Source organism: Clostridium sp. LXY-7 (assembly GCF_056172015.1).
In genome coordinates this window covers 1-11,070 of the sequence record NZ_JBLLJL010000014.1, presented here as the reverse complement: position 1 = coordinate 11,070, position 11,070 = coordinate 1, and the positions used below count along the sequence as shown (strand labels likewise).

The 11,070-nt window shown below is 28.8% G+C and carries 10 protein-coding genes, 1 tRNA gene, 1 rRNA gene, 1 pseudogene and 1 other annotated feature; of the genes and pseudogenes, 4 read left to right on the top strand and 9 right to left on the bottom strand.

The genetic code is table 11. The features are described 5' to 3' along the window. Positions 1 to 817: 817 nt before the first annotated feature. From ACI48Q_RS20850 to ACI48Q_RS20835, 4 genes and pseudogenes are all read right to left on the bottom strand, one after another. Positions 818 to 1,141 (bottom strand): annotated as a pseudogene (locus ACI48Q_RS20850) (hypothetical protein); the annotation flags it as partial. Between the two features lie 213 nt (positions 1,142 to 1,354). Next, entirely contained in the window at positions 1,355 to 1,681 is a 327-nt protein-coding gene (locus tag ACI48Q_RS20845) for a DUF1904 family protein (RefSeq protein WP_474921031.1), read from the bottom strand. A 31-nt stretch (positions 1,682 to 1,712) separates the two neighbouring features. Further along, positions 1,713 to 3,119 carry a cysteine--tRNA ligase gene (gene cysS / locus ACI48Q_RS20840; protein WP_474921030.1) on the bottom strand — a complete coding sequence of 469 codons (1,407 nt, stop codon included), beginning with the start codon at positions 3,117 to 3,119 and terminating at the stop codon, positions 1,713 to 1,715. Between the two features lie 466 nt (positions 3,120 to 3,585). Then, complete coding sequence (locus ACI48Q_RS20835) at positions 3,586 to 3,945, bottom strand: hypothetical protein (protein WP_474921029.1); 360 nt, start codon at positions 3,943 to 3,945, stop codon at positions 3,586 to 3,588. Positions 3,946 to 4,146: 201 nt separating this feature from the next. Between ACI48Q_RS20835 and ACI48Q_RS20830 the strand changes: the two genes are divergently transcribed. Beyond that, positions 4,147 to 4,371, top strand: coding sequence for a DUF378 domain-containing protein (locus tag ACI48Q_RS20830; RefSeq protein ID WP_474921028.1), 225 nt, complete (start codon positions 4,147 to 4,149; stop codon positions 4,369 to 4,371). Positions 4,372 to 4,548: 177 nt separating this feature from the next. Here ACI48Q_RS20830 and ACI48Q_RS20825 read toward each other — a convergent pair whose 3' ends face one another. Continuing rightward, the gene (locus ACI48Q_RS20825) at positions 4,549 to 4,998 is read right to left on the bottom strand and encodes a hypothetical protein (protein ID WP_474921027.1); all 450 of its coding nucleotides are present in this window, start codon (positions 4,996 to 4,998) and stop codon (positions 4,549 to 4,551) included. A gap of 44 nt (positions 4,999 to 5,042) precedes the next feature. Here ACI48Q_RS20825 and ACI48Q_RS20820 point away from each other — a divergent pair, with 44 nt between their 5' ends. Both ACI48Q_RS20820 and ACI48Q_RS20815 read left to right on the top strand, forming a co-directional pair. Continuing rightward, on the top strand, positions 5,043 to 5,360 hold the full coding sequence (locus ACI48Q_RS20820; RefSeq protein WP_474921026.1) for a hypothetical protein: 318 nt from the start codon (positions 5,043 to 5,045) through the stop codon (positions 5,358 to 5,360). Between the two features lie 73 nt (positions 5,361 to 5,433). After that, a complete protein-coding gene (locus ACI48Q_RS20815) occupies positions 5,434 to 6,879 on the top strand; it encodes an NADP-dependent glyceraldehyde-3-phosphate dehydrogenase (RefSeq protein ID WP_474921025.1) in 1,446 nt (481 codons plus the stop codon). Between the two features lie 50 nt (positions 6,880 to 6,929). Here ACI48Q_RS20815 and ACI48Q_RS20810 read toward each other — a convergent pair whose 3' ends face one another. Then, positions 6,930 to 7,637 (bottom strand): lysophospholipid acyltransferase family protein, encoded by a 708-nt coding sequence (locus ACI48Q_RS20810; protein ID WP_474921024.1) that lies wholly within the window; start codon positions 7,635 to 7,637, stop codon positions 6,930 to 6,932. A gap of 200 nt (positions 7,638 to 7,837) precedes the next feature. Between ACI48Q_RS20810 and ACI48Q_RS20805 the strand changes: the two genes are divergently transcribed. Beyond that, positions 7,838 to 8,698: a ComEC/Rec2 family competence protein gene (locus ACI48Q_RS20805; RefSeq protein ID WP_474921023.1), complete on the top strand. Its 861-nt coding sequence runs from the start codon at positions 7,838 to 7,840 to the stop codon at positions 8,696 to 8,698. A gap of 27 nt (positions 8,699 to 8,725) precedes the next feature. On the opposite strand, the gene gltX is transcribed toward ACI48Q_RS20805, so the two are convergent. From gltX to rrf, 3 genes are all read right to left on the bottom strand, one after another. After that, a complete protein-coding gene (gltX, locus tag ACI48Q_RS20800) occupies positions 8,726 to 10,387 on the bottom strand; it encodes a glutamate--tRNA ligase (protein ID WP_474921022.1) in 1,662 nt (553 codons plus the stop codon). Positions 10,388 to 10,489: 102 nt separating this feature from the next. Next, positions 10,490 to 10,729 (bottom strand) — a binding site (T-box leader). Positions 10,730 to 10,874: 145 nt separating this feature from the next. Continuing rightward, positions 10,875 to 10,949 (bottom strand) — tRNA-Asn (locus ACI48Q_RS20795). Positions 10,950 to 10,955: 6 nt separating this feature from the next. After that, positions 10,956 to 11,070: ribosomal RNA gene (gene rrf, locus ACI48Q_RS20790) — 5S ribosomal RNA — on the bottom strand; the annotation flags it as partial.

Sequence of the window (11,070 nt, the reverse complement as noted above, 5' to 3'; positions counted from 1 at the left end):
TGTTAGGCACGCCGCCAGCGTTCGTCCTGAGCCAGGATCAAACTCTCAATTCAAAAGTTTGAAGCTGTTAAGCTCTCTTTGTCTCGCTGACATTAGTTAATGTCATTTTGATAGATTTCCTATTGCTTCGCAATATGTAGCTGACCATATACAAATTAAAATTTGTTATGTCTGGCCATCTATCGGAATTAACTGGTTTTACCTTCTTCTCTGTTTAATTTTCAAAGACCATTTCACCATCACTTATTAGTGACGACTTTTACTATTCTATCAAAGAATTTCTTCTTTGTCAACAACTTTTTTCAAGTTTTTTTAACTCGTTTTTTGTTGTTTTGTCATCGCCTCTCAGCGACATTTTTTATCATATCAAATACATTTTATATTGTCAATACATATATTTCTTTTAACTATATTTTATAATAAATTAAGGTCTTTAAAAACTAATTTAAGTTTTTAAAGACCTTCTTGTCATGGAATTAAAATTATATAAACAATAGGCTTTGTTTTAATATAGTGTTGATAATGAACTATATATTATTACTCACAAACCGTTTCGAAAGATTGATTTACTAAGGCCCTATTCAAGTAAAAAGCTAAAATACAACAACTCGATTCTCTCGAACAGGTTGTATTTCTTAACGCTTTTCACTTTCATATGGCCTAAGTAAATCTAATCTTCCTGCAAATGGTTTGCTTCGCAATAATATATAGCTCTAAAATCAACAATCATTTAAAACAAATCCAAATAATAAAAAGCATTCCTGATGAGTTACCTATACACAATATTTTCTAATGAAAACTTCCATATAGATGCTTATTATAATAAAAATAGCGCAAATATTGAAGTTATGGATAACCCTAAGACTACTGGTTTAAAATTTCTCTTTGCTAATTCAAATGGAGATACTTTACAAATAGCTGATACTGGAATTATAGCCCAAGGTATTATAGTTCCTCCCCCAATCCAAATAGCAGCTATTTGTCCCAATGCTGTCAATGTTGCTATATTGGCTCCTGTAGCTGTTCCAAATAATTTTGCAATGAAACCGACTAAAGATATTACCGAAAAACCTGATCCATCTAATCCAGTAATTCCACCAATAATAGCAACTGTAAAACTACTTAATATATTATTCAAAGGATAATATATTTGTTCTATTATTCATATATTAAATTATCTAGTTTATAAAATATGATGACGAGATATTGAAATGAGTAATAAAAGAATTGATGGAATTTAAAATCCTATTATAGAATGTAGGCTTTATGAATTAATAAATCAAATTTGTGCTTCTAGTAAATAAAACACTTATCTTTTAAATAAAAAGATAAGTGTTTTATTATATTATATCTTCTAAAAATGTTCTCCATTTTCGTAATATCTTTTTTCTTCTAAAGAATGAAAAATTACATCTATAGTATCATATCCTAAGGAACCAATACGCTTTGTAACTATTTTAGCTACTTCATCCTGAATCTCCTGTCCTCTATCAAACCAACTTATATCTACTATTGGATATCCTTTAGAAATTTCACCATCCATAACAAAAGTAGAGTTAGTTATCTCCAAGGTAAAATACTCCCTAGGACATTTAATTGTAGCTTCTAATTCATCCACTAATTCCTTGCTAATTTTTATAACTTCATCACTTGATAGTGCTTTCATTGTTAATATAGGCATTTTATCATCCTTTCCATCTCTTAGATATACGCTATTTTACTCTCCAAGTAGTTCCTTCTCTGCTATCTAGTATTTCAATATTCATCTCAGCTAGTTTATTTCTAATTTCATCTGATTTAGCATAGTTTTTAGCTTTTCTAGCTTCATTTCTTTCCTCTATTAAAGAGTTTATAAGAGCTTCATCAACATTTGATCTATCTTCTTCAATTACCATTAAATCTAATGATAAAACCTTGTCAAAATCCTCAATTAAGTAAGCTTTTTCCTTATTATTAAGTTCACTGTCTTTAATTACATCATTTAATACAGTAAAGGCATTAGCTATGTTTAAATCATTACTAATTTCTTTTTTAAAGCTCTCAACATATTTTTCTACTTTAGATTTATCAATAGTTATCGTTTCATCTACCGCTTTCAAAATACTACCAATTTTCTTTTTAAGTGCTCTATAGCCTTTTTTCGCATCCTCTAAACTCTCAAAGCTAAATATTAATTGTTTTCTGTATTTAGACTGTAAGCAAAAATATCTATAATCTAGAGGACTAAATCCTTCTTCTTCTAATCTAGACACTGTTAAAAAGTCACCACTGGATTTAGACATCTTTCCACCATCTTCAATTAAGAACTCTCCATGAACCCAATAGTTAACCCATTTATGTCCTAACGCTGCCTCAGATTGTGCTATTTCATTGGTGTGATGTACAGGTATGTGATCAATTCCACCACAGTGTATATCGATGTTTTCACCTAAATACTTCATACTCATAGCAGAGCACTCTAGATGCCATCCTGGAAATCCTCTTCCCCATGGCGAATCCCACTGCATAATTTGATTAGAAAATTTAGAATTTGTAAACCAAAGCACAAAATCTAAAGGATTTTTCTTATTTTGATCTATTTCAATTCTACTGCCCGCTTCTAATTCGTCTATGCTTAAATTGGCTAACTTTGTGTAATCATCGAATTTATCAATCTCAAAGTATACATTTCCGTTTGATTCATATGTATATCCTCTCTCTTGAAGCTTTTCTATAAAGTTAATCATCTCTTTTATATGATCAGTAGCTCTACATATCACAGTAGGTTTTTTAACATTTAGTTTTCTACAATCCTCAAAGAAAGCATCCTCATAAAATTTTGCTATTTCCCAAACAGTCTTTTTCTCTCTACTAGCTCCTAAGGCCATTTTATCTTCGCCTTCATCTCCATCGGATTGAAGATGACCTACATCGGTTACATTCATTACATGCTTAACTTTATAACCTGTATATTCTAAAGATTTCTTTAATGCATCTTCAAATATATAAGTTCTAAGATTTCCTATATGTGCATAGTTATAAACCGTTGGTCCACAGGTATACATGCCAACTTTTCCCTCTTTTATTGGTACAAATTCATCTTTTTCTCTAGTTAGAGTATTATATAAATAAAAGCTCATCTATCTCACTCCTTTATCATATTTAAAAATAGTATCCCAATATCATAATATATTTTTCAAAACTACTTCATCACTTAATAATAATATAAAAAGCTACAGAATAACTGTAGCTTAAAATAACAATAAAAATTTATATTTTTACAGAATAATCCACATTATTATAGCACAGCACAATTTGTTATATAATTTTTAATTAAATTGCAAATACAACATCTACACATAATAATGTTTCTCCTTTAAATTTCTCTATACAATGATTTTATCATATAATTAAAAATTTACAATATTTCAATTTAAAATATATACTATTTTAAATTGAAAAGTTTATATATTGCATTGATAATACTTCAATAATCTTAATTTTGTAGCAAAAATTTTCTTATGCTAATGTTATGAACCAATATTAGGTATAAAATTTAACGTAAAAAAGTTTTTAAGACATCCTCTTAAAAACTTTTCAATTAAATTATTTATTGTTTTTTACTCTATTTGGCTTTGCTTTTGGTTTTATTATTATATTATCCTTTTTATTCTTTTTCTTACCACCATAAGATGGAGTGTTCATATTTTTCATAAAACCTGATAAATCTAAAAACCATAAAAATAATATTACAAATATTCCTGGAATCACATAGTTTCGAACAATAACTGGTAATCCTGGAAATGCAATTGGAGGTATTATAAATACCGCAAAGGCAATACCTAGTATTATCCATTTATTAATCTTTATTTTATCAAGTACAAAAGTTTTTAACACCTGATAGATTATTAGAACTATTAAAGCAAAAGCAATTATGCTTAATATAAATAATAATGTACTATTCACTCTTTCCCCTCCCTCTCCTAAAGTATGTTAATTAATATATAATATTATATAATATTAATTTAAAAAAATGTAAGAAATATAATTAGTTTATAATGTGTTCATATTTTTTTAATATTTTGTGTAAATTTATAATTTTGTTATAAATTTTATTTTTATTGTCAATAATACCTATTGTAAAATATTTTAAAAGGAGTTGTTTTTATGAAGGTTTTAGATACAATAGTACTAATTCTTGTAATCATTGGTTCGATCAATTGGGGACTAATCGCATTATTTCAATTTGATTTAGTTGCTATTTTATTTGCTGGAACTAGTGCATTCGGTGCTCTTAGTACATTCAGTAGAATTGTCTATGGATTAGTTGGTCTTGCAGGTCTTTATGCACTCTCTTTCTTTGGGAAATCAAGATATACAAGTATTGATTAATTAAACTTATAAAAAAGCCCACTTGGGCTTTTTTATTTTATGTTCGTTACCCTAGATTTATTTCATCCTTCAATTTCTTCCTACTTTTTTCATTCCTGTTTTCATTATATAATATTATTAAAATGAATTATATAAATCAAAACATAGATTTTACTGTTATATAATGTAATAAAAAAACTAAACAGGATTAAATCTTAATTGTATAGTTGCTTTGTTGCCTTCAACTCTTATAACTATAAAAGATAAACTATATCCTAATTCACAAATATCCTTGAATATGCAGACATATTCCTTTGTAAATATCTTTATTAGGTTGTTTAAACTATCCTTTAATGTAATACTATTGTTAGATTTTGTTACGTCTAAATTTTCCCATTGCTTTAATGTGTTATTTCTATTGCTTACTTCAAAGACCATACCTTTAATTATTAAATATTTTAGAAATTCATTATATTTTTTATTTTTTATCTGTAGCTTATACTTTAATTCTGTAACTTCTTCATTATTTATTTTAATATTCTCTAAAAGAATATTATTTTCTCGCATTAGCTTTTCACAATTTATATTTAACTTATTAAGGAGTTTATTTACTTTATCTATATAATATTTATGTAATACGTTTGCCATATAATATTCTCCTTTTCTTATACTTTAGTATTGAGGTGATCTTAATGGATTTTAATAAAAAAATAAAAGTCCTTCTACAAAAATTATACTCTATATCCATAGTTGTTGGTAAAAATATTTATAGATTTTTTGCTGAAATCTATATAAATATCAACTTTATACTTAATAAAAATCATACAATAAAGAAAATCTATGAATCAACTATAAATGATAAGAAACAAATACTTAAAACTCTGCAAGATAATAATAGAGAACTAAAATCAAAGTACAACTACATATGCAAAGAAATAAGCTCTGTAGAAAATTTAATATCAGAAACTGATAAAAAAATAATCCTATGTGAAAAAGAGCTTATAAAATAAACTCTTCATGCATGATTAAATACTCTTTGAGAATAATATAAATATATTATTCTCAAAGAGGTGATCATATTTTATGTTTAAGTGTATTCGTAAAGAAAATCACTATTGTAACCTTTTTAATGGACAATGGATTACTAGTGATAAGTTTATAGAAATCTTTTCTCCAATAGATCATTCACTTGTTGGTACTATACCATCCATGACTAAAGAAGATATAGATGAAGTAGTTAAAGTTTCTAAAGAAAGCCAGAGAAATTGGGGAGATACACCGGTTAGCGAAAGATCTTTAATACTACATAAGGCAGCTACCCTTTTAGATAAAAACTGCGAGGAAATTTCAAATATTTTAATGAAGGAAATAGGAAAAGATATAAAATCATGTATTTCCGAAGTTAAACGCACAGTGGATTTTATTAGATTTACTGCAGATGCTGGGAAAAATTTAGAAGGTGATGCTATTGGCGCTGACAATTTTCCTGGATTTAAAAAGAATAAGATGAGTTTTGCACAACGAGTTCCCATGGGAGTTGTATTAGCAATTTCACCTTTTAATTATCCAGTAAATCTATCTGCATCTAAGATAGCTCCTGCTTTAGTTGCAGGTAATAGCGTAATATTAAAACCACCAACTCAAGGTTCTATATCTGCCCTATACTTAGTAAAAGTATTTCAGGAAGCTGGAATTCCTAGTGGAGTTCTTAACTCCGTAACTGGTAAATCTTCTGAAATTGGGGATTATCTAATAACCAAAAAAGAAATTAATTTTATTAATTTTACTGGATCTACTGAAGTAGGTAAGCACATAGCTCAAATTTCTGGAATGGTACCTATGCTAATGGAACTCGGTGGAAAAGATGCTGCCATAGTGTTAGAGGATGCTGATTTAGATGATGCCGCTAGGGAAATAGTTTCAGGAGCTTATAGTTATTCAGGCCAAAGATGTACAGCAGTTAAAAGAGTTCTAGTTACCATGGACATAGCTGATGCTTTATCAAGTAAATTATTGGACTTAGTAAAAAAATTAAAAGTAGGATTGCCTCAAAATGAATGTACAATAACACCATTAATAGATAACAAATCTGCGGATTATGTTCAAGAGCTTATTGATGATGCTTTAAGTAAAGGGGCCACACTTTTGTATGGTAATAAAAGAGAAGGAAATTTAATGTATCCAACCTTACTAGATAATGTTTCGGTGGACATGAGAATTGCTTGGGAAGAACCCTTTGGACCAGTTCTCCCAATTATTCGTGTAAAAGATAAGGATGAAGCTATAGATATTGCTAATAAATCTGAATATGGCTTACAATCCTGTGTATTTACAACAAATATTAATGATGCTTTTTATGTTGCAAATAAATTAGAAGTAGGTGCCGCCCAAATTAATAACAAATCAGAAAGAGGTCCTGACCACTTCCCATTCTCAGGATTTAAAAATTCTGGTATTGGTACTCAAGGTATTAGATATAGTATAGAGGCCATGACTAGATTAAAATCCATAGTCTTAACAACAGACTAAAAAATAGTCTCAGAATTAGTTCTGAGACTATTTTCATATGTATTTTTTAATTACTTCCTCTCCAAAGGTGCTTTTATAATATCCCTACAAATATCTGTCAAATTATTTTTTTCTTCTTTAGATAGATTTTCCATATATATTGGCTTATGAAATATTATTTTAGCTTTTAAATCTCCAGCTTTACCTTCTAATCCTTTATATGCTCCATCTACTGTAATAGGTACAACTGGCACATTAGCTTTTGTTGCTAATTTAAGGCTCCCCTTTTTAAATTCTAGCATTTCTTCACTTTTACTTCTTGTTCCTTCTGGAAATATCAGCATATCTCTGCCACCCTTAAGCTTATCTATAGCCTCAATAATTGCCTTAAGGCCTTCCCTATTATTTTCTCTATTTATAAATACACATCCTATTTCCGTCATCCAATAAGACACTACGGGCCATTTTTTCAGTTCTTTTTTTCCTACTGCTGCAGTAATTTTATTTATATTAGCCATTATTAACGGAATATCTAATTCACTTTGGTGATTGGCTACATATACGCAGGTCTCCTGAATTAAGTTTTCTTTTCCTATAACTTCCACCTGAAGTTCTGAATATTTAATAGTATTTTTAGCCCACCCGTTAGCTATACCATATAGATATTTGTTTTTTTCCGCTATGGTAAGCCTAGGCTTTTTTAATTCAAAGCTAAATCTTTTTATAAAAATAATTAGCATCATGCTAAAGAATTTTATTCCAAATCTAATTTTTCTCATACTTACACACCCTATATAATTAAAAATTTACGTACTAAAAGATAATACCATAAATTTATGTTTATTTAAATATAAAAAGTAATTTTTGTTAATAATCTTAAAAATATATAAATATATAAATTGCAATTTAAATTAGAAATTGTCATTGAATCGATAACTATTTTAATGCAATATTTATGTTAACTTTAGTAGGTGTAGAGATGAAACTTAAAAAACTTTTATTCATTATATTAATAATGATCCTCAGCTCATTGTTAATATTCAAAATTTATAACCTAAATAATAATTTAGATCAAAATGAAACTCTTATCCATTTTATAGATGTAGGTCAAGGAGATTGTATTTTAATTCAAAATCATAAATATAATATTCTAATTGATGGAGGTAGTAATACTTCAAAAGATAAGGTAATTTCATATCTAAAAAAATACAATGTAAACCTAATACACTATTATATTTACTCTCACCCCCATGAAGATCATATAGGTGCTGGTGATGATATAATAAAAAAATTTAAAATTGTTAATGTAATAGGTCCTAAAGTTTACACTTCCTCTGAAGAATTCTTTAATTTAGTAAAAGCTATAAGGAAAAAAGATTTAAAAATACATGTGCCTAATAACTTAGCTAATATTTATCTCTCCAAAAATGAATATATTCATATGCTTTACAATGGAGATTATAAATCCGATAATATCAATAACAATTCTTTGGTTTTTAAATATATAAATAATAACTTAAGCGTATTATTTACTGGAGATATGGAAAAAGAAGTGGAAAATATGCTGCTTAGCAACACCAGTAATCTATCTTCAGAAATTATAAAGATAGCTCACCATGGTAGTAAGACCTCCAGCACTTCAGAATTTTTATCCAAAGTAAACCCTTCAATAGCTATAATAAGCTGTGGAATGGGAAATGAATATGGCCATCCAAATAGAAGTGTACTAGAATCACTTGAAAACATTAATTGTGAAACTCTTAGAACTGATATCAGTGGAAACATAATTTTATCAATTAAAAATTCAAAGATACAACTATATAAAGAGAAGCAAGATTAATACTATTCTTGCTTCTCTTTATTAATTCTATATTTCTAGAAATTTGTTAAATCTTGCTTTAACTTCTTCTTCACCAATTATTTGCATTATGGCATATAAATCTGGTGTATTAGCCCTATGAGTTAGAGCCGCTCTTACAGCACCTGCAACATCTGATACCATACCCTTAAATAGCTCTGGAGATTTTTTAAACATCTTTCTATCTGATGTATAACCTAGTTCTTCTGCTGTAACTTTTAAGTTTTCAAACCACTCATCTTTATTATTAGAAAAATCATAAGCTTTCGCATAATGTTCTATGATTGTTTTTGCATCTTCCATAGAAACGGCTTTAGGAAGCTCTATATTCTCCTTAGAATCTTTATCAAAAAGTTCTCTGAAGAAAAAGAATATTTTTTCTCTAACATCACTCCACTTTCCAAAGTCCTTTCTTGGCTTAGGAACTTCTCTATCTATGTTAAATATTCCCTTTGAAATTTCTTCATTAGCTGAAACTAATTCATACATCTCTTCATCAAAGTTTTTAGCCCACTCTATATAGTAATTATATACTTCATCAGCTTTCATTCTTGAAATTACATTTTTGCTAACATCATTTAATTTAACTATATCAAATAATGCTCCACTTTTACTCATTTTATCTAGTTGTATTTCAAATTCATGATAATCTACCTGAGGATTTTCTTCTCTCCATTGTTCAAAGGTAGAATTTATTATGTTCAATAAGTACTCTATAACTGATACTACTGGATATCCTTGTTCTGCATAATATGTCACTGCACTTTCTGGATCTTTTCGCTTTGATAATTTTCTTTTTGATTCACCCTCAAGCTTCATTATAGTTGGAGTATGTGAATATTTTGGTGCTTCAAAGCCTAGAATATCAAATAATTGTACATGTATTGGTAATGATGAAAGCCATTCCTCTCCTCTTATAACATGTGTAGTATGCATTAATGCATCATCTATTACATGTGCAAAATGATAGGTTGGAAGACCATCTGATTTTATAATTACTATATCTTGATTGCTTTCTGGAAAAGAAATATCACCTTTTATTAAATCACTAAATTCAACTCTATTCTCAGAATTCCCTGGTGACTTTAATCTTATAATATATTGTTCTCCAGACCTTATTTTTTCTATAGCCTGTTCTGGAGATAGATTTCTACAGCTAGCATATTCTCCATAATATCCTGGAGTTATTTTCTCTGCAATTTGCTTTTCTCTTAAAGCTTCTAATTCTTCTCCCGTACAAAAACATGGATAAGCTAATCCATTTTTTATCAAGTCTTTAGCAAATGTTTTATATATTTCTCCTCTTTCACTTTGTCTATAAGGACCATAGCTTCCCTTTGAACTATTGTCTCCAGTCATCCCCTCAGTAAAATCTAATCCAAAATTATGCATAGTTACTATAGTATCTTCTATTGCTCCTGGAACTTCTCTTTTTTGATCTGTGTCTTCTATTCTTAGATAGAAAACCCCTCCACTTTGTGTTGCTATTCTTTCATCTATTAAAGCTGAAAATACGCCTCCAATATGCTGAAAGCCAGTTGGACTTGGTGCATATCTTGTAACTTTCGCTCCATCCTTAAGGTTTCTCTTAGGATATTTTTCAATGTAGTAAGCAGGGATTTTATCTACACTAGAAAATATTAAATTCGCTAATGCTTCATAATTATTCATATTATCAATCCTTTCTTTAAGTCATCTCTGTAGATAACTTATAAATACTTAGTATTATCTTGTTTCAAGTTGCTAATTTTTATAAAAAAATCCTCTCATCCCTAATAGGACGAAAGGATATATTTCGCGGTACCACCTACATTGATTATAGGGTCAATAACCTTATAATCCACTCTATGTTTTAAGGGAATCCTCCCACAAGAATACTCCAAATTAATAAAATTTGATTTTCATCCCATAGCTCTAGAGCTTCTTTCCATAGATAAGTTTGTTAAGCTCACACCATCCTCAACTCTCTGATAAAACTTATGATTATGTACTATTCTCCTTCATTGCTTTTATTATTATATTCTATTATTATTCTTTGCTTTTATTATTATATATTTAATTTATTATTTTGTAAATGGTATTACATATACTTAATTCTGATTGAAATAAAATTTATATTTAAGTATAAAAAAAAAGCCTAATAAAAAGACTTTTAAAATGGCTCCGTGGAGAGGATTCGAACCTCCAACCTATCGGTTAACAGCCGAGTGCTCCACCATTGAGCTACCACGGAACATTGACCTGGCAACCACCTACCCTCCCACAGAGCTTCCCCTGCAGTACTCTCAGCCGTCTTGTGCTTAACCTTCGTGTTCGGTATGGGAACGGGTGTATCCACAAAACGCATCATTACC

Bases quoted from the DNA above. Each gene is read 5' to 3' on its own strand.
- cysS (WP_474921030.1), bottom strand. From the start codon at position 3,119: ATGAGCTTTTATTTATATAATACTCTAACTAGAGAAAAAGATGAATTT.
- ACI48Q_RS20810 (WP_474921024.1), bottom strand. From the start codon at position 7,637: ATGAGAAAAATTAGATTTGGAATAAAATTCTTTAGCATGATGCTAATT.
- ACI48Q_RS20845 (WP_474921031.1), bottom strand. From the start codon at position 1,681: ATGCCTATATTAACAATGAAAGCACTATCAAGTGATGAAGTTATAAAA.
- ACI48Q_RS20805 (WP_474921023.1), top strand. From the start codon at position 7,838: ATGAAACTTAAAAAACTTTTATTCATTATATTAATAATGATCCTCAGC.
- ACI48Q_RS20825 (WP_474921027.1), bottom strand. From the start codon at position 4,998: ATGGCAAACGTATTACATAAATATTATATAGATAAAGTAAATAAACTC.
- ACI48Q_RS20820 (WP_474921026.1), top strand. From the start codon at position 5,043: ATGGATTTTAATAAAAAAATAAAAGTCCTTCTACAAAAATTATACTCT.
- ACI48Q_RS20830 (WP_474921028.1), top strand. From the start codon at position 4,147: ATGAAGGTTTTAGATACAATAGTACTAATTCTTGTAATCATTGGTTCG.
- ACI48Q_RS20815 (WP_474921025.1), top strand. From the start codon at position 5,434: ATGTTTAAGTGTATTCGTAAAGAAAATCACTATTGTAACCTTTTTAAT.
- gltX (WP_474921022.1), bottom strand. From the start codon at position 10,387: ATGAATAATTATGAAGCATTAGCGAATTTAATATTTTCTAGTGTAGAT.